The organism is Ruegeria sp. AJ12 (genome assembly GCF_056536245.1).
Genome location: NZ_JBQFJJ010000001.1, coordinates 842034 through 860139, shown reverse-complemented (window position 1 = coordinate 860139; position 18106 = coordinate 842034). Strand labels below are relative to the sequence as shown.

Below are 18106 nucleotides of genomic sequence, written 5' to 3'. Positions count from 1 at the left end.
ACATTAGGAGATACGCTATGACACGTAACGAAGGCACTATTGACCGCGCAGCCCGGGTGGTTCTGGGCTTGATCCTGTTGTCGCTGACCGTTGTTGGGCCTCAGACCATGTGGGGTTTGGTTGGACTTGTCCCGCTGGTGACCGGATTGGTCGGCTATTGCCCGATTTACAGCATACTGGGCTTTGATACCTGCCCTGGGAAATGCTGACCTGAACAGCTCGGCGGCCGGGTCAGTCCCGCCTCAGCTTGCTGACAATCCTCGCCCAGCCGCCCGGCGCAAGAAAGAACGACAGGCCGAACCCGGTGGCGAACCCGCCCAGATCAGCCACCCAGTCGGACGTTCCGCCAAACAACAGGCCGAACAAAAGCTGAATGCCCATCAGGACGGCAATCAGATAAAAGGCCCGCGTCTGGTTTTCACCAACCAGAGACAGCTTGCGCCACAAAATCCAGGTGAACGCACCGATCAGCCCGTAAACCGGGGGGAAGCCACCAACCAATGGGTAGCGCGGATCAAGGATCAGGGCATAAACCAACGCGCCGCCAATCCCGGACAGCACAAAGATCACCAGCATCTGAACGCTGCCGAAGACCTCGGCCACCATTTTGCCCATGGCCAGCACAAAAACACAGACAAATATCGCCTGGGTGAAGCTGCCCGAAACAAAGGGATAGGTGACGAACCGGATCACGTGTTCAAACGGCCAGCGCCCGTTTTGCAGCATCCAGTTAAAAATATCTGGTGAAAAGGAATAGTGTTGCAGCGCGTCAAGCCGCCATCCGACAGCTGACGGGCCGCCGACCAGGCCACGCGTCCCCAGAGTCAACACCAGTTCGATCCCAATGATGAACAACGCCAGCGCCACGACGACCGGTGGTAACGGGTTCACTGGGGGTGTGTAATGCTCACTGCTCATTGGGCTTGCCTTTCGCGGCTGTTGACGTCCCTTGGCCTCATGGGTAAGCGACGGGGGCTGATTTTTCCAGACGGGAGTTCCCTTTGATGACTGTGACCCAATTCACGCCGCGCGTGTTTTCCGGCATCAAGCCTTCGGGAAACCTGCATCTTGGCAACTACCTGGGTGCGCTCAAGCGGTTTGTGGACATGCAGGGCCCCGAGTTCGAGACCATCTATTGTATGGTCGATTTGCACGCGATCACCGTGTGGCAGGATCCGGATCGTCTGCGCGAAAAAACCCGCGAAGTCTGCGCAGGCTTCATCGCCGCCGGTCTGAACCCCGAGAAATCCATACTGTTCAATCAAAGTCAGGTTGCGGAACACACGCAACTGGCCTGGATATTCAATTGCGTCGCCCGCATGGGCTGGATGCAGAGGATGACCCAGTTCAAGGACAAGGCAGGCAAGAACGCCCAGAATGCCTCTCTGGGGTTGTTTGCCTATCCGACGCTGATGGCCGCCGACATTCTGATTTACCATGCCACGCATGTGCCGGTGGGCGAGGACCAGAAGCAGCATCTGGAACTGACGCGCGACATCGCGATCAAATTCAACCACGACTACGGCGTCGATTTTTTTCCGATCACCGAACCGGTTATCGGTGGCCCGGCGCCGCGTGTGATGAACCTGCGTGACGGGTCCCGCAAAATGTCGTCGTCCGACGCGTCGGACATGACCCGGATCAATATGATCGACGACGCCGATGCCATCGCCAAAAAGATCCGCAAGGCAAAGACGGACCCGGATGCTTTGCCATCGGAAATCGACGGTCTGGAGGACCGCCCGGAAGCGCGGAATCTGGTAAGCATCTATGCAGCCCTCAGCGATCAAACCGCAGAACAGGTGCTGGCCGAGGTCGGCGGAAAACAATTCGGTGAATTCAAGCCAATGCTGGCAGATCTGGCTGTATCCAAACTGGCACCGATCTCGTCTGAGATGACCCGCCTGATGGGCGAAGAGGCCGAGATTGACCGGATCCTTGCAAACGGCGCCGAAAAGGCGCGGGCGATTGCCGCACCTATCCTGCAAGAGACCTATGAGATTGTCGGCATGATGGGCGCGAAATCGCTCTGAACCGGGCGACAAATCCACTGGACCTGCGCCCGGCGCGCCCATAGGCTCTGCCCGAAGCAGAGGAGGGCGTCATGGCAGTCGGAAAGAACATCCGCACCTATTTCGAGGGTCAGTGGCATGACGGGGACGCCCCGATCATGCGCGCCGCAGACCACGGCGCGTGGCTGGGCTCATCGGTTTTTGACGGCGCGCGGTACTTTGACGGCATGGCGCCGGATCTCTATGCGCACTGCGCCCGGGTCAATCGCTCTGCCGAGGCTTTGATGCTGACGCCAACCGTCACGCCCGAACAGATGGTCGAATTGGTCTGGGACGGATTGCAAGCCTACACGCCGGATACTGCCGTCTACATCCGTCCCATGTATTGGGGAATCGACGGAGACCCGACCGCGATTGTGCCGCAGAAGAACAGCACAGGCTTTGCAATATGCCTGGAAGAAATCCCTATGGCGCCTGAGACCGCTTCGGCCACGCTGGGCACAACCCGGTTTCGTCGACCGGTATTGGAATCAGCTGTTGTAAATGCCAAGGCCGGATGCCTGTACCCGAACAACGCCCGCATGCTGCAGGAGGTTCGGGCCAAGGGCTTCTCGAATGCGCTGGTCGCAGACGCCCTTGGGCATGTGGCCGAAACCGCAACGGCAAACATCTTCATGGTTCGGGATGGTGAGGTGCTCACACCCACGCCCAACGGGACTTTCCTTGCCGGAATCACACGTGCCCGCCATATCAAAAACTTACGGGCTGATGGCGTGACGGTTCACGAAGCGGTTCTGAGCTTTGACGATTTCCACAAAGCAGACGAAGTGTTCATGACCGGAAACATGAGCAAGGTCACACCGATCACGGCGCTGGAAGACACGCAATATCAGGTCGGACCGATTGCCCGACGTGCCCGTAGCCTGTACTGGGACTGGGCCGCAAGTAACCGCTAGCCGAGCGCCAGAGTTTCTCCTGAGTTGCCAGCACGTTTTCGGTCGGGCATGATCCCGGAAACCAAAGAGGACATCCATGCGTAAGTTCCTAGTTGTTCTTGATGACAGCCGCGAATGCCTGAACGCGATGCGTTTCGCCGCGATGCGGGCGGCGCATACCGGCGGTGGCGTTACGGTTCTTTCGGTCATTCCGCCCGATGAGTTCAACCACTGGATCGGTGTTGCCGAAGTTATGCGCGAGGAAGCGCGCGAACGTATCCACGCCCATTTTGAAGTCTTTGCCAAATGGATGCGCGACAAACAGAATATCGAACCCGAACTGGCGATCCGCGAAGGGGACCCGGTGCCTCAGATCATCGAACATGTTCAGTCCGACCCCGAGATTGGCGTGCTTGTACTGGGGGCAGGAACCGACAAAAAGGGACCCGGTCCGCTGGTAACTCAGCTCACGCGAAATGCCGGCAGTCTGCCGATGCCGATCACCATTGTCCCCGGCGATCTGAGCAAGGAAAAGCTGGAAGAAATCACCTGAGGTCACCGCATGGGCGCGACGGTCCAGTTCTGGTTCGAGTTTGCATCGACCTATTCCTATCTCAGCGCGATGCGCATCGAAGACGCTGCCGCCGCCAAGGGCGTTTCCGTGGAATGGCAACCCTTTCTCCTGGGGCCTATTTTTGCCGAACAGGGTTGGAACACCTCTCCTTTCAACCTGTATCCCGCCAAAGGCCGTTACATGTGGCGCGACATGGAGCGCCTGTGTGCTGCGCGTGGCCTGCCCTTCAACCCTTCTGGTTCGTTTCCCCAGAATGGTCTGAAGGCGGCGCGCATGACCCTTGCCATCGCCCGCCAGGATCAAAAGGCTGCTTTTGCTCGGGCGGTCTACACCGCCGAGTTCGGCGAGGGGCGCGACATTTCGCAAGCAGACGTCCTCGGCGATTGTCTCACCAAGGTGGGCTTGTCCTCGGATGTGGTGGACCGGGCGCAAGACGCCGACATCAAAGCCGCCCTGTTCGAACAAGGCGCGGTTGCTCAGGAGAAAGGTTTGTTTGGTGCTCCGAGTTTTCTGGTCGGGGATGAGCTGTTCTGGGGGGACGACCGGCTGGATGATGCCCTTGGGTACGCGACAACAATTTAGAACGGTTCCAAATCTTGACTTCCCCTGCACCTGCCCGCATATCAGGAGCAACGCAAATGGAGCTGTCCAATGTTCATCCAGACCGAATCCACCCCGAACCCGGCTACTTTGAAGTTTCTGCCCGGCCAGACGGTGCTGGAGGCGGGAACGGCGGATTTCCCAACCGCAGAAGCGGGTGAAAAGTCACCGCTGGCAAAGCGCATTTTTGCCGTGAGCGGTGTGACCGGTGTATTCTTTGGCAACGACTTTGTGACCGTCACCAAGTCCGAAGACGTTCAATGGGACCACATCAAGCCCGCGATTCTGGGCGCGGTGATGGAGCATTACCAATCCGGTCAACCTGTTATGGGCGCAGACGCCACACCCGCATCGGGCCATGCAGAACACACCGGAGAGGACGCCGAAATCGTTGATCAGATCAAGGATCTGCTCGACAGCCGTGTCCGCCCTGCTGTTGCTCAGGATGGCGGTGACATCACCTTTCACGGGTTTGATCGCGGCGTTGTTTATCTGCACATGCAGGGCGCGTGCGCGGGTTGCCCGTCTTCGACCCTGACGCTGAAGATGGGAATCGAGAACCTTCTGCGCCACTACATTCCAGAAGTGACCGAGGTCCGGCCCGTTGCCGTCTGACGCAACAGTATTGGCATTCGACACATCGGCCGCGCATTGCGCGGCCGCTTTGTTGCGCGGCGACGAAATCCTTGCCGTGCAAGCCGAAGCCATGTCACGCGGGCAGGCCGAACGGCTGATGCCGTTGCTGGAAGACCTGCTGGTCCAGGCGGATTGCAAATGGACAGACCTTGACGCAATTGGTGTTGGAACCGGTCCCGGCAATTTCACCGGTATTCGCATTTCTGTGTCCGCCGCGCGCGGCCTTGCGCTCGGTCTGTCCGTTCCTGCGGTCGGAGTCACCGGGTTCGATGTTTTGTCATCGTTTATGCCTGAAGGAATGGTGCCTGCGATCCCAGCGCCGCGGGATCAGGTTTACATCCAAACCACTGACAATCCGCCATACTTGACCACACGGGCAGAGGCACAGACGCTGGGTGCGCTGTTTTTCTGCGCCGATCCGAATGCGAACGTGCAGGCCATTGCCAGGATTGCAGCGCACCGCTTTGCAACTGTCCAGACGCCCCCTGCCCCGCTCTATGTGCGGCAGGCGGATGCAGCCCCGTCCAGCGACATACCACCTGTGCTGTTGGACGGATGACCCCGCAGGACTTGGCCTCCACGCATGCGGCTGCGTTTACGCAGTCGCGCCCATGGACGGCAGATGAAATTGCCGACCTTTTGGCCAACCCGTTCACGCAGGTTGTCGGAAACGCCCGATGCTTTGCCCTGTTTCGGGTCATCGAAGATGATGCGGAGCTGCTGACAATCGCGACTCACCCCTCACATCAACGGCAGGGATTGGCCTTGCGCTGTATGGAAGACTGGCACGCCCGTGCCGTTGCCACGGGTGCAAACAGGGCTTTTCTGGACGTGGCGGCCGACAATACGGCCGCCCTTGGCCTGTATGAGCGCTTTGGGTATCGGCGCTGTGGCCTGCGCAAAGGCTACTATTTGCGCAAAAACGGCAATAAATGCGATGCGGTCGTGATGGAATGCAACCTGCCCTGACGGCAAATGCCATTTTTTCGACCATATGGTCAAAATACTGTTGACCCTGCCTGTTGCAAACGTCCTTAATTCCCGCCATCACAACGGTTATGCTCGCTCTGAGTGGGTAAACGGGGCTATCTTGGCTCCGAACCGACAAAAACCAACGGGAGTAACAAATGACCCTGATGAAATCCTTGATGGGCGCGGCCGCAGCGGTTGCATTGACAGCCGGCGCGGCGCTTGCCGAACCGGCCCTGATCTTTGACCTTGGCGGAAAGTTTGACAAATCCTTTAACGAAGCCGCCCATAACGGTGCGCAACGTTGGGCCGACGAAACCGGCGGCACCTATCGCGAGATCGAACTGCAGTCCGAAGCCCAGCGTGAACAGGCGTTGCGGCGGTTTGCCGAAGCTGGCGCCAACCCGATCATCACCATGGGTTTTGCCATGGCCGATCCCCTTTCCGCTGTTGCTGGTGACTATCCGGACACCAAGTTCGTTGCTGTCGACGTAAACTGGCTGGACATTCCCAACATCCGTCAGATTGGCTTCGCCGAGCATGAAGGATCTTATCTGGTTGGTATGATGGCGGCCATGGCATCGGAATCCGGCACCGTTGGCTTCATCGGCGGTATGGATATCCCGCTGATCCGCCACTTTGGCTGCGGATACGCTCAGGGTGCAAAGGCTGTAAACCCCGACATCAACATCGTGGCAAACATGACCGGCACGACACCAGCCGCGTGGAACGATCCTGTTAAGGGTTCGGAACTGACCAAAGCACAAATCAGCCAGGGCGCTGACGTGATCTACGCGGCTGCAGGCGGCACCGGCGTTGGCGTACTGCAGACCGCAGCAGACGAAGGCATTCTGTCGATCGGTGTGGACAGCAACCAGAACCACCTGCACCCGGGCAAGGTCCTGACCTCGATGCTCAAGCGCGTGGATGTCGCTGTTTATGACGCGATGAACGCTGGGGAAAACGTTGAGACCGGTGTCTTCACCATGGGTCTTGCCGAAGAAGGTGTTGGCGTCGCCATGGATGACAACAACGCATCTCTGGTCTCCGATGACATGAAAGGCGCGGTCGACAAGGCGCGTCAGGACATTATCGACGGCAACGTCGCGGTCGTCAGCTACTACGAGAACGACAGCTGCCCTGCGCTGCAGTTCTGATATCGCGTGGGACGGGGGACATTTCCCCCGTCCCGCATCCACTCTGCCGTTTGCCGTGCATGACCTGCACGTGTCCACAGCGGCCCTTTCGGCAAATGAGGACAAGACATGACAGTCCCCGCCATTGAGCTCAAAGGGATTTCCAAAGCCTTTGGGCCGGTTCAAGCGAACAAAGACATCTCGATCAGCGTCGCCCCCGGTACGATCCACGGCATCATCGGCGAAAACGGCGCGGGCAAATCCACGCTGATGAGCATTCTCTATGGCTTTTACAAAGCCGATAAGGGCGAGATCTGGATCAACGGGCAAAAAACCGACATTCCAGACAGCCAAGCCGCAATCGCCGCAGGGATCGGCATGGTGTTCCAGCATTTCAAGCTGGTCGAGAACTTCACCGTTCTGGAAAACATCATTCTGGGTGCCGAGGATGGCGGACTTCTGGGACCTTCTCTGGCCAAGGCGCGCAAGGAGCTGAAAGAGCTGGAGGAAGAATACGAACTCTTTGTCGACCCGGACAAACGCATCGATGAGATCGGCGTCGGGGCCCAGCAGCGTGTCGAAATCCTCAAAGCATTGTACCGCCGCGCGGAAATCCTGATCCTGGATGAACCGACCGGAGTGCTGACGCCTGCCGAAGCGGATCAGTTGTTTCGCATCCTTGCCCGTCTGCGTGAGGAAGGCAAAACCATCATCCTGATCACCCACAAGCTGCGTGAGATCATGGAGGCGACGGACACCGTGTCGGTGATGCGCCGTGGGCAGATGACGGCGACCGTCAAGACCGCCGAGACCAACCCGCAGGAACTGGCCGAACTCATGGTGGGCCGCAAGGTCCTGCTGCAAGTGGACAAAGTGCCCGCGAATCCCGGAAAGCCTGTTCTAGAAATCGAAAACTTGCGGGTGACCGACGAAGCGGGCGTCGAACGGGTCAAAGGCATCGATCTGACCGTGCGCGCCGGCGAGATCGTGGGCATCGCGGGCGTTGCCGGCAACGGGCAATCGGAACTTCTGGAAGTTCTGGGCGGGATGCGCCCCGGTGCCGGCTCGATCAAGCTGAACGGTGCGTCCCTGGCGCTCAGCGGTCCGGGATCGGACGGGCAGGCCCGGCGTGCCCAACACATTGCGCACGTGCCCGAGGATCGACAGCGTGAAGGCCTCGTCATGGAATTCCACGCCTGGGAAAACGTGGCCTTCGGCTACCACCGAGACCCCGCCTACAAGCGCGGCCTTTTCATGGACAATGCCGCCCTTCGTGCCGACACTGAGCGCAAGATCAAGAAGTTCGACGTGAGACCACCAGACGGATGGCTGGCGGCCAAGAATTTTTCTGGAGGCAATCAGCAGAAAATCGTCGTCGCACGCGAGATCGAGCGTAACCCGGACCTTCTGTTGGTCGGGCAACCAACCCGCGGCGTCGATATCGGCGCCATCGAGTTCATTCACAAACAGATCGTCGCGCTGCGCGATCAGGGCAAGGCAATCCTGCTGGTTTCGGTTGAGTTGGAGGAGATCTTCTCGCTGTCTGACCGGATCGCGGTGATGTTTGACGGACATATCATGGGCGAACGCCTGCCTCATGAAACGGACGAAAAAGAACTGGGCCTTCTGATGGCCGGTGTTGCGGGAGAGGCCGCGTGAACCATGGATAAAATGCCCAAATGGGCCGATGTGGTCCTGATTCCTCTGATCAGCCTGATTTTGGCCGCGATTCTCTCGGCACTGGTTATTCTCGCAATCGGAGAGAACCCTGTCGAAGCCGTGAACCTGATGGTGACCGGCGCGCTGGGATCGACCTACGGTTGGGGTTACACCCTCTACTACGCCACCAACTTCATGTTCACCGGACTTGCGGTTGCCGTGGCCTTTCACGCACGTATGTTCAATATCGGTGGCGAGGGTCAGGCCATGCTGGGCGGGCTCGGCGTTGCCATGGTGTGCCTTTACATCGACTGGCCGCATTGGACTATTGCCTTGGTGGCGGCAGGCCTTGGTGCGGCGCTGTTTGGCGCTGCGTGGGCCGCGATACCGGCTTACCTGCAGGCAAAACGCGGCAGCCATATCGTGATCACCACGATCATGTTCAATTTCATCGCCGCCGCGTTTTTGAACTACATGCTGGTCAATATCATGCGCCCTGCGGGATCGCAGGACCCGGCAACGGCACGGTTCCCCGAGGCAGTTCATCTGCCGACTTTCCAATCCATGTTCTCGACAGCCGAGAACATTGTCTTTCGCGGCGCTCCGGCCAATGTTTCTTTCTTCGTCGCGATCCTCGCGTGCGTTGTGGTCTGGGCGCTGATCTGGCGCACCCGGTTGGGGTATGAAATTCGTGCGTATGGCCACTCTGAAACCGGCGCCGTCTATGCCGGTATCTCTCCGGTCCGGATCACAATCGTCGCCATGCTGATTTCCGGTGCGCTGGCGGGCCTGATGGCGATCAATAACGTCATGGGCGAGGCGGAGCGACTGGTTCTGAACTCAACAGAAGGCGCGGGCTTTATCGGTATTGCCGTGGCGCTGATGGGCCGGTCTCATCCGTTCGGCGTGTTCCTCGCGGCCCTTCTCTTTGGGTTCCTGTATCAGGGTGGCGCAGAACTAGCGCTCTGGACGTCAATCCCACGTGAATTGATTGTCGTTATTCAGGCTCTGGTGATCCTGTTCACCGGTGCGCTGGACAATATGGTCCGAATGCCGCTTGAAAGGCTGTTCCTGGGTTTCAGGAAAGGAGCGGAGTGATGGAGTTTTTCGTAACACTCATCCAGATCCTCGATTCCACAATCCGGCTGGCGACCCCCTTGTTGCTCGCGTGTCTGGCAGGCCTGTATTCCGAACGCGCCGGGATCTTCGATATCGGCCTCGAAGGCAAGATGCTGATGGCTGCATTCTTTTCCGCTGCCATTGCCGCAGTGACCGGATCAGTCTGGCTTGGTCTTCTGGCGGGTATCGCCTCATCCTTGATACTGTCGGGCCTTCATGGGGTGGCGTCGATTACATTCCGTGGCAATCAGCTGATCTCAGGCGTGGCCATCAACTTCCTTGCGGCCGGTATGACTGTCCTTGTGGCGCAAAGCTGGTTTCAACAGGGTGGCCGCACGCCTTCCTTGTTTGGTGGCGGTCGCTTCACACCGGTCGAGTTCCCGTTCGCCGAGTCGCTGAGCGGGGTCCCGATCATTGGGCCAGTTTACTCAGAACTTCTCTCCGGGCACTCGATCCTGGTGTATCTCGCGTTTCTGATGGTGCCTGCCACGTGGTGGATCCTGTTTCGCACGAGGTTCGGCCTGCGTCTGCGCGCCGTGGGCGAAAATCCCGCCGCAGTTGACACTGCGGGTGTCTCGGTCGTCGGCCTGAGATTTGCTGCGGTCGCAATTTGCGGCGTGTTGTGTGGGATTGCCGGTGCCTATCTGGCCACCGCCCTGCAAGCGGGGTTCGTCAAGGAAATGACGGCTGGTCGCGGCTTTATCGCTTTGGCGGCCCTGATCTTTGCAAAATGGCGGCCCTGGCATGCGATGTGGGCCTGCTTGCTGTTCGGGTTGTTGCAGGCCATCGCCTTGCGATTCCAGAACATTGATCTGGGCGGCGTGGTCATACCTGTACAAGTCATGGATGCGCTTCCTTACATCCTGACCGTGGTGATTCTGGCCGGGTTTGTGGGCAAGGCAATACCGCCCCGTGCGGGCGGTGAACCTTACGTAAAAGAACGCTGATAAGTCCAGTTGGGGATCAGTGTTCGGTCCTGTTCGCTGCAGAGCGGCATGCAGAGTTGATTTTGCATGCCGCAACCGCTCTAAGGGGGTATGCGCGCGTACTCTCCGATAGACGAAATTGTGAATCCCATCCTGCAGCTTGCCAAGACACTTTGTGCCAAAGGCGACTCTTCTGCGGCTCTTACTATGACCCGAACCATTCCCGATAGTCCCGCGCAATCCATTTCCGGAAATAGCAGGCAACGATACGAGCCCCTCATTAACTTTTCGAATTACATATCCAATAGAAGTTATGTCGCGTTGCGCGGCACGGCCCAACACGTCTAGAAACACCCATGCAAATTTACCTTCCGATCGCCGAAGTATCAGTGAACGCGTTTCTCCTTTTAGGGCTTGGCGGGATGGTTGGCATCCTCTCGGGCATGTTTGGCGTTGGCGGCGGGTTCCTGATGACGCCGTTGCTGTTTTTCATCGGTATCCCGCCCGCTGTTGCCGTCGCGACCGAAGCAAACCAAATCGTGGCGTCATCCTTCTCGGGTGTGTTGGCCCACTTCCGACGAAAGACCGTTGATTTCAGGATGGGAACCGTCCTGCTGGTGGGCGGTCTGATTGGCGCTGCCTTGGGCCTTGTCGTCTTCAACTATCTCAAGAGCCTCGGTCAGGTCGATCTGCTGGTCACCCTTTGTTACGTGGTTTTCCTTGGTGTGATCGGCAGCCTGATGTTCGTCGAAAGCCTGAGAGCCTTGCGCAAGGCCAAAAAAGGGGGCGGCGCGCCCGCCAAACGGCGTCAGCGCGGCTGGATTCATGCCTTACCCTTCAAGATGCGCTTTCGGACATCGGGACTTTACATATCTGTAATCCCTCCGGTGCTGGTCGGGCTGTGCGTCGGCGTTCTATCGGCCATCATGGGGGTCGGTGGTGGCTTCATCATGGTGCCAGCCATGATCTACCTGCTGGGCATGCCGACAAAGGTCGTTGTCGGCACTTCTCTGTTTCAGATCATATTCGTGACCGCCTTCACAACCATGCTGCACGCCACAACCAACTACACCGTTGATGTGGTGCTGGCGGTTCTTCTGCTGGTGGGCGGTGTGGTAGGGGCGCAGATTGGCACGGTCATCGGCGCACGGATGCCGGCCGAGCAACTGCGTGTCCTTCTGGCTGCGCTGGTGCTGGCGGTCTGCGGCAAGCTGGCTCTCGATCTGCTTCTGGAGCCGGCCGAGTTGTACTCGCTGGGCAACGGCGGGGGACACTGAGTATGCTGCGCCCCCTGATCGTCGCATTGTGTCTGTTTTGCTTGCCTGTGGCGGCTGCCGAAGAACAGGTTGTCCTCGGGCTGAGTCAGGACCGGGTTGCCATTACCGCGGATTTTGACGGCTCGGAAATTCTCATCTTTGGTGCCGTCAAACGAGAGGCCCCAATTCCGGCAGGCCCGCCGCTTGAGGTGATTGTTGCCGTAGTCGGACCTTCGGAACCCCTGACTGTAAGGCGCAAAGAACGAAGATTGGGTATCTGGGTCAACACCGAAAGTGTTCTGATCGATCTGGCGCCCAGCTTTTACGCGGTCGCCACCAGCGGTCCGCTGGATGACATCCTGACGGATACCGAAGACTTGCGCTATCGGATCTCGATTGAGCGCGCCATCCGCTCGGTCGGGGCGGCAATGCATATCCGCAGCGCGCAGGATTTTGCGGATGCGGTGGTGCGTATCCGCGAATCCGAAGAACTTTATTCGATCCGCGAAGACACGGTCGCCGTGGACGAGCAAACGCTGTTTCGCACTTCGATCGCCATGCCCGCTGACCTGACAGAGGGTAACTATGCCGCCCGCATCTTTCTGACGCGCGGAGGCGAAGTGGTGTCACAGTACGAAACCACGATCGACGTTCGCAAGGTCGGGCTGGAACGGTTCTTGTACAACATGTCTCGCCAGCAGCCGGTCTGGTACGGATTGATGTCGCTGGTCATCGCGATCTCGGCAGGCTGGGGGGCGTCGACCGCGTTCAGGTTGCTGCGCGAAAAGTGACCCCTACCCGCGCCCGATATAGGGCATGGTTGTCGCCATTACTGTCATGAACTGCACATTCGCTTCTGGCGGCAGTTTGGCCATGTGCAATACCGACCGGGCCGCATCTTCGACAGCCATGGTCGGGTCAGGTGTTTTGCCCTCGGCCACAGCGGCCTCGACAAGGCCCTGAACCATCTGGGTGCGCGCGTTCCCGATATCGATCTGACCGCAGGCAATGCCCAGGTCGCGCCCGTCCAGGGACAGGCTGCGGGTGAGCCCGGTAATTGCATGTTTGGTGGCCGAATAATGCACCGAGTTCGGGCGCGGAACATATGCTGCGATTGAGCCATTGTTGATAATCCGCCCGCCCTGTGGCACCTGATTGCGCATCAGGCGGAACGCCTCGCGCGCGCAAAGGAACATGCCGTTCAGGTTCACATTGACGCTTTGATACCAATCCTCCAGCGCGATTTCATCGATTGTACCACCGGGCGCAAAAATACCTGCATTGTTGAATAAAACGTCCAGCCGATCCACCTGTTCGGCAAAAGACTGAAACGTGCTGGAAACGGCATTCGGATCGGTAACATCCGCAACCAGCGGAATCGCGGTACGATGGGCTTCAGCCATCCTACATAAAACGTCCTTGCTGCGTGCGAGCAGGCCAACCGTCCAGCCTTCGGCGAGAAACAGCTCGGCTGTCGCGCGCCCGATTCCCGAGCTTGCGCCGGTCACGATGATCGACTTCATGTCTCTTCCGCCTCCAACGTTAGTGAAGCCGCCGGAGCAGCCCGCAGATCATCCACCCGTAACGGATGTGTCGGCTTTGACAATCGGTTGCGCACAACCCAAATCAACCGCTCCTGTGCCCGTGTGATGGCAACATAGGCCAACCGCTTCCACAAAGGCTGACCTGCTTCCGTGCGCCCCATCCTGGCCGCGGCGTAGATATCTGGGGCAAAGACCTGAACCGTATCCCATTGCGAGCCTTGTGCCTTGTGGATGGTCACGGCAGCGCCGTGCAGAAACGTTGCCCCCATACGCGCGGCATAGGGGATGAAAGGCTCTTCTTCGTCGGGCATCTCGATCTTGACGATGGAGGCCGCGCTGACCTGCGGGTCTTCTGCGCCCATCACATGCAGCCGGGAAAACCCCGGTTTACGTCCCGGTCCGAGATAAATGACCTGCGCGCCCTTGATCAGCCCCCGCGCCTCGAGGTCCAACCGTTTCTTGCGGTGTTTCAGCGGCAGTTCGATCCCATCGCAAATCAGCGGTTCGCCTTCGATCAACTCGGTATCGGGCGCATTGTGAACGCGACGAAACGCTTGTATCAAACGGATGCGCGTCGCGTTTCGCCAGACCAGAACCGGGCTGCGGGCCATCAGATCAACCTCGACCCGCTGCCCCCAGACAACCCGATCATCGGTTCTGGCCGTTTGTTCGACCAGACGTTCGAACTCCTCGAAGCCCAACGCCGGATCTGCCAGTGCATGTGCCAGATCCAGAATTGGGTTGTCCGCATCCTGGCGGTGCACCCTGTGGAGCGTCAGCTTCCGCGGCTCAGGCAATGCCTCAAACACCATATTCCCGGATTGATTCACTGGCGCCAGCTGTGCCGGATCGCCAAACATCAGCAGCGTCGGAAAGATCTCCTGCAGGTCCTCAAATTGCCGGTCGTCCAGCATTGATGCCTCATCAACAAAACCGATGTCCAAAGGTTCTTCCCTGCGCTTCCACCCGGTGATGAAATCGGACCCGCGCAAACCGGCTGCGGCAAGTGCGCCGGGCATCGACTTGTTATTCTCATAGAACGCCGCCGCGCGATCCAGCGCTTCGTCAGTCAGCCCCTCGATCTCGGGACGTTCTCCATTGCCTGCCAACCATTCCGCAATACGCTCGTATTCCGGATCGTAGACAGGGGTGTAGAGAATGCGGTGGATGGTCGTCGCCGGAACCCCGCGCAAACGTAAGACACTTGCCGCCTTGTTGGTGGGGGCCAGGATGGCGAGACTGCGCTTGTCCTTTGACTTGCGACTTTCATAATCGCCCGAAACGACATGAACACCGGTGTCAGACAGCGCCTTGTACAGCTCTGCCAGCAACAGCGTCTTGCCGGACCCGGCTTTGCCAACAACCGCCATGACGCCAGACTTTCCCGCGCCCGGGAGTTTCAGCAGCGCATCGTCTTCGAGGTCCACACCGGCCGAACGCAACATCTCGGCGATGCTGTCATAGGCGGCGGCCTGATCGTCAGAGAAGGTCACGTTCGGCAGGGACATGGCGCGACCCTACAGGGCCGCGCCAGCCTTCACCAGATGCAGAAATGCGAATTCGGGCGTTCAGGCAGACAAAGCAAATCTGTGCTCTTTGCCCGCACCGAATGCAGTATTAAACCACAGGCGCGACAACTCACGGGGAATACCCGCACGCGCGGCCACCCGGTTACAGTCATCGGCAGAGTAAGGCCACAGGCCGACCGAGATTTGCTCGCGCCCCTGTCCCTGGGTCCCCAGCACAATCGGGGACGATCCAATCAACCGGTAGATACGGATCATCCTTGCATCAAAGACCCCGGCAATATGGGTCAGTCCGAACCCTTCCATCATTTCCCCGCCGCTCAACATGATGGCACCTGCTGTGTGCGGGCTGGCCGTGCGGGACAGGCAGAACCGCGTGACCTCCCAGATCAGCGGGCTGCAGATGGGCTGGCCCCCGGTCAGATGACCGAAGATGTCATTGACCATCACCGGCCCGGTTGTCGGCAAAACCCGCATCGAGCCGCCATGGCTGCCATCCGGCTCTTCCCAGATGACATAGAGCGGGTTGAGATCATCATATTGATCTCGTTCTTCCCCCTTTTCGTTAACCTTAACGTCCCAACCCAACCGGGTTTTGAACTGATCCGCGCGGTCCAGAAACATTCCCTTGGCAAGATCCGGATATCTGTGCAGTTCATCCGCATAGAGATAGCGCAACATGACTTGTTCCCCTCTTCGTCCTGTGCAAGAACGAAAGGGGTACAAACTCGTGGTTAATTTACGGTGTTAGGGGCGCGCGCGCCTTAAACGACTATTAATCCCCGGCTGAGGGCTGTTGCGATGGCGTGGGTGGTATTCTGAGCGCCCAGTTTTGAGCGTGCGCTTTCGATATAGACCCTCAACGTGTGTTCGGAAATCGACAGGGAATGCGCGACCTGAGCGCGGCTGTAGCCCAGCGCCAAAAGGGTCATTGCGTCAATTTCGCGCGGCGACAACCCCCGCGTCGCATCCGGTTGCCTGTCTTCCTCGAATTCCAGGGCTTTGCGGTTGAAGTAATGTGCAATCAGAATCAGATCGCGCCCGTGGGCCGAGACAAAATCCTGCCATTGCTCATCGTCGCAACTGTGGCTGACCGTGAACAGCGCAAACTGTCCGCTCGGACCCCGGATAGGAATCGAATAGCCCTGGTTTCCGACCCCATGATCCAGCGCGTCCTGAAGGAACGCTTTTGCCACCTTTCCGGACCAATCGAGGGATTTCCAGTCGACCGGATGAAACCGCTGAAAGCACCCCAGTATGACGGGATCGATTCTGTGATAATTCTTTTCCCGATACCTTTCTTCCCAGGCCTCGGAGTACGTGGTGCAACCGTACTGGTCCCCGGCACCGTCTACCCAATGATAGGTTAAATGCTCGACCCCGAGCTTGTCGCGCAATCGGACGGCAACGCCGACCAGTTCGTCAAGCGTGCCGGTGTTTTCCAAATCCCCCAGGATTTGCCCCAAGTCGAGTTCTGTTCCCATCCGCGGGCGCCCGTGCCTCATCCTTCAAGGACGCGATCTCGGCCGCTGCGATCAGCCTGGTGTCATCCAGCTGTTCGGCCAGCGCACTCAACCCGTTTGCCACCGCAAAGGCGTTGAGGTCCGACAATACGTCCAATATCCACTCATTATGCGCCATCAGGGTCTCTCTGAAACAGTTAACGAAGGGTTAACACAACCATAACATGTATGATGTTTTACGGCCTATTCACCGGTTTCTACTCCCCAAAAATAGCGATGGGTGTACTTGCAACACGTTGAAACTCTGAAGGGGGCGAGGCAAAGACAGAAAACCCGCGAACCGAGTGAGCGATTCGCGGGCAATTATGTCTGAACAAAGAGCTTTGTTAGCCTTTGGCGTCCAACACCTCTTCCAGAGTCCGCAGGCCGGTGCGGGGTGCCTGAACCAGAACCGACATGTTACCGGGTTTGTGCTCGTTCCGCAGCATCTTCATATGCGCCTCGGGCAGATCGTTCCAGGTAAAGACCTCGGACATGCAGGGATCCAGGCGGCGTTCAACCATCAGTTGGTTCGCGGCAGCCGCCTGTTTCAGATGCGCAAAATGCGAGCCCTGCAGGCGTTTCTGGTGCATCCACATGTAACGCACGTCAAAGGTGCAGTTGAATCCGGTGGTCCCGGCGCAGATCACGACCATACCGCCCTTTTTCACGACAAAGGTCGACACGGGGAAGGTGCTTTCGCCGGGGTGTTCGAAGACCATGTCGACATTGTTGCCCTTGCCGGTGATGTCCCAGATCGCCTTGCCGAACTTGCGCGCCTCTTTGAACCATTCGGCATATTCCGGCGTGTTGACCGTTGGCAATTGGCCCCAGCAATTGAAATCCTTGCGGTTCAGAACGCCCTTGGCGCCCAGCCCCATGACAAAGTCGCGCTTGCTCTCGTCCGAGATGACGCCGATCGCGTTAGCACCCGCCGTGTTGATCAACTGGATCGCATAGGACCCCAAGCCGCCCGACGCCCCCCAGACCAGAACGTTCTGACCGGGTTTCAGATCATGCGGCTCGTGACCGAACAGCATGCGATAAGCCGTCGCGAGAGTCAGGGTATAACACGCCGCTTCTTCCCAGGTCAGGTGCTTGGGGCGCGGCATCAACTGCTGAGCCTGCACGCGGGTGAACTGGCTGAACGATCCGTCGGGTGTCTCGTACCCCCAGATGCGCTGGCTGGGCGAATACATCGGGTCACCGCCGTTGCATTCCTCGTCGTCGCCGTCGTCCTGGTTGCAGTGAATGACGACCTCATCGCCCACCTTCCAGCGTTTCACCTTGTCGCCCACCGCCCAGACGATGCCTGACGCGTCCGAACCTGCAATGTGATAGGGGGCCTTGTGGCCATCAAACGGGCTGATCGGCTGGCCCAGCGCAGCCCATACGCCGTTGTAATTGACGCCGGCAGCCATGACCAAAACCAGCACCTCGTGGCTGTCCAGCGCCGGGACATCGACCACTTCCTGCAGCATAGCAGTGTTTGGCTCGCCGTGGCGTTCCTTGCGGATGGCCCAGGCGTACATCTGTTTGGGAACAAACCCCATCGGAGGGATCTCTCCCATCTCATAGAGGTCTTTTTCGGGTGCCTCGTACGACGCGATACCGCTTTCGGTGTCCAAAGCCATGCTGGCCTCCTTTTTTGTGCTTTTGCCGCGATGCAGAATCGCGCCCTTCGCAAGATGAAATATTGGCCGCCAAGAAAT

The 18106-nt window shown here is 58.6% G+C and carries 21 protein-coding genes; 14 read left to right on the top strand and 7 right to left on the bottom strand.

Annotated features, from left to right (window positions below; translation table 11 throughout):
• Nucleotides 1-17 precede the first annotated feature (17 nt).
• On the top strand, nucleotides 18-209 hold the full coding sequence (locus ACR3E0_RS04325) for a YgaP family membrane protein (RefSeq protein WP_480476519.1): 192 nt from the start codon (nucleotides 18-20) through the stop codon (nucleotides 207-209).
• A 22-nt stretch (nucleotides 210-231) separates the two neighbouring features.
• Here the strand turns inward: ACR3E0_RS04325 and ACR3E0_RS04320 are convergent, their stop codons facing one another.
• Nucleotides 232-918: a rhomboid family intramembrane serine protease gene (locus ACR3E0_RS04320; protein WP_480476517.1), complete on the bottom strand. Its 687-nt coding sequence runs from the start codon at nucleotides 916-918 to the stop codon at nucleotides 232-234.
• A gap of 86 nt (nucleotides 919-1004) precedes the next feature.
• Here ACR3E0_RS04320 and trpS point away from each other — a divergent pair, with 86 nt between their 5' ends.
• From trpS to ACR3E0_RS04255, 13 genes are all read left to right on the top strand, one after another.
• On the top strand, nucleotides 1005-2033 hold the full coding sequence (gene trpS, locus ACR3E0_RS04315) for a tryptophan--tRNA ligase (protein WP_480476515.1): 1029 nt from the start codon (nucleotides 1005-1007) through the stop codon (nucleotides 2031-2033).
• A gap of 71 nt (nucleotides 2034-2104) precedes the next feature.
• Nucleotides 2105-2968, top strand: a complete 864-nt coding sequence (locus ACR3E0_RS04310) for a branched-chain amino acid aminotransferase (RefSeq protein ID WP_480476513.1) — start codon at nucleotides 2105-2107, stop codon at nucleotides 2966-2968.
• 76 nt (nucleotides 2969-3044) lie between these two features.
• Entirely contained in the window at nucleotides 3045-3500 is a 456-nt protein-coding gene (locus tag ACR3E0_RS04305) for a universal stress protein (protein ID WP_480476511.1), read from the top strand.
• Between the two features lie 9 nt (nucleotides 3501-3509).
• Nucleotides 3510-4103: a DsbA family protein gene (locus tag ACR3E0_RS04300; RefSeq protein ID WP_480476509.1), complete on the top strand. Its 594-nt coding sequence runs from the start codon at nucleotides 3510-3512 to the stop codon at nucleotides 4101-4103.
• A 69-nt stretch (nucleotides 4104-4172) separates the two neighbouring features.
• Nucleotides 4173-4736 (top strand): NifU family protein, encoded by a 564-nt coding sequence (locus tag ACR3E0_RS04295; protein WP_480476507.1) that lies wholly within the window; start codon nucleotides 4173-4175, stop codon nucleotides 4734-4736.
• Nucleotides 4726-5316 (top strand): tRNA (adenosine(37)-N6)-threonylcarbamoyltransferase complex dimerization subunit type 1 TsaB, encoded by a 591-nt coding sequence (gene tsaB, locus ACR3E0_RS04290; RefSeq protein WP_480476505.1) that lies wholly within the window; start codon nucleotides 4726-4728, stop codon nucleotides 5314-5316. Before ACR3E0_RS04295 ends, tsaB begins: the two co-directional genes overlap by 11 nt.
• The gene (locus ACR3E0_RS04285) at nucleotides 5313-5726 is read left to right on the top strand and encodes a GNAT family N-acetyltransferase (RefSeq protein ID WP_480476503.1); all 414 of its coding nucleotides are present in this window, start codon (nucleotides 5313-5315) and stop codon (nucleotides 5724-5726) included. Before tsaB ends, ACR3E0_RS04285 begins: the two co-directional genes overlap by 4 nt.
• A 158-nt stretch (nucleotides 5727-5884) precedes the next feature.
• A complete protein-coding gene (locus ACR3E0_RS04280; RefSeq protein WP_480476501.1) occupies nucleotides 5885-6883 on the top strand; it encodes a BMP family lipoprotein in 999 nt (332 codons plus the stop codon).
• A 108-nt stretch (nucleotides 6884-6991) separates the two neighbouring features.
• Nucleotides 6992-8521: an ABC transporter ATP-binding protein gene (locus ACR3E0_RS04275; RefSeq protein WP_480476499.1), complete on the top strand. Its 1530-nt coding sequence runs from the start codon at nucleotides 6992-6994 to the stop codon at nucleotides 8519-8521.
• Between the two features lie 3 nt (nucleotides 8522-8524).
• Nucleotides 8525-9619 carry an ABC transporter permease gene (locus ACR3E0_RS04270; RefSeq protein ID WP_480476497.1) on the top strand — a complete coding sequence of 365 codons (1095 nt, stop codon included), beginning with the start codon at nucleotides 8525-8527 and terminating at the stop codon, nucleotides 9617-9619.
• Complete coding sequence (locus tag ACR3E0_RS04265) at nucleotides 9619-10587, top strand: ABC transporter permease (protein WP_480476495.1); 969 nt, start codon at nucleotides 9619-9621, stop codon at nucleotides 10585-10587. The genes ACR3E0_RS04270 and ACR3E0_RS04265 overlap by 1 nt, the downstream gene beginning before the upstream one ends.
• A gap of 335 nt (nucleotides 10588-10922) precedes the next feature.
• Nucleotides 10923-11843 carry a sulfite exporter TauE/SafE family protein gene (locus ACR3E0_RS04260; RefSeq protein WP_480476493.1) on the top strand — a complete coding sequence of 307 codons (921 nt, stop codon included), beginning with the start codon at nucleotides 10923-10925 and terminating at the stop codon, nucleotides 11841-11843.
• A 2-nt stretch (nucleotides 11844-11845) separates the two neighbouring features.
• Nucleotides 11846-12613: a TIGR02186 family protein gene (locus ACR3E0_RS04255; RefSeq protein WP_480476491.1), complete on the top strand. Its 768-nt coding sequence runs from the start codon at nucleotides 11846-11848 to the stop codon at nucleotides 12611-12613.
• A 3-nt stretch (nucleotides 12614-12616) separates the two neighbouring features.
• Here ACR3E0_RS04255 and ACR3E0_RS04250 read toward each other — a convergent pair whose 3' ends face one another.
• The 6 genes from ACR3E0_RS04250 to ccrA all read right to left on the bottom strand — a co-directional run bounded on the left by ACR3E0_RS04250 (nucleotide 12617) and on the right by ccrA (nucleotide 18028).
• A complete protein-coding gene (locus tag ACR3E0_RS04250) occupies nucleotides 12617-13345 on the bottom strand; it encodes an SDR family oxidoreductase (protein WP_480476489.1) in 729 nt (242 codons plus the stop codon).
• On the bottom strand, nucleotides 13342-14874 hold the full coding sequence (locus ACR3E0_RS04245; RefSeq protein WP_480476487.1) for an ATP-dependent DNA helicase: 1533 nt from the start codon (nucleotides 14872-14874) through the stop codon (nucleotides 13342-13344). The genes ACR3E0_RS04250 and ACR3E0_RS04245 overlap by 4 nt, the downstream gene beginning before the upstream one ends.
• Before the next feature lie 60 nt (nucleotides 14875-14934).
• Nucleotides 14935-15573 (bottom strand): acyl-homoserine-lactone synthase, encoded by a 639-nt coding sequence (locus tag ACR3E0_RS04240; protein WP_480476485.1) that lies wholly within the window; start codon nucleotides 15571-15573, stop codon nucleotides 14935-14937.
• A gap of 83 nt (nucleotides 15574-15656) precedes the next feature.
• The gene (locus ACR3E0_RS04235; protein ID WP_480476483.1) at nucleotides 15657-16376 is read right to left on the bottom strand and encodes a helix-turn-helix transcriptional regulator; all 720 of its coding nucleotides are present in this window, start codon (nucleotides 16374-16376) and stop codon (nucleotides 15657-15659) included.
• Nucleotides 16315-16533: a hypothetical protein gene (locus ACR3E0_RS04230; protein ID WP_480476481.1), complete on the bottom strand. Its 219-nt coding sequence runs from the start codon at nucleotides 16531-16533 to the stop codon at nucleotides 16315-16317. The genes ACR3E0_RS04235 and ACR3E0_RS04230 overlap by 62 nt, the downstream gene beginning before the upstream one ends.
• A gap of 208 nt (nucleotides 16534-16741) precedes the next feature.
• A complete protein-coding gene (gene ccrA, locus ACR3E0_RS04225; protein ID WP_480476479.1) occupies nucleotides 16742-18028 on the bottom strand; it encodes a crotonyl-CoA carboxylase/reductase in 1287 nt (428 codons plus the stop codon).
• Nucleotides 18029-18106 lie beyond the last annotated feature (78 nt).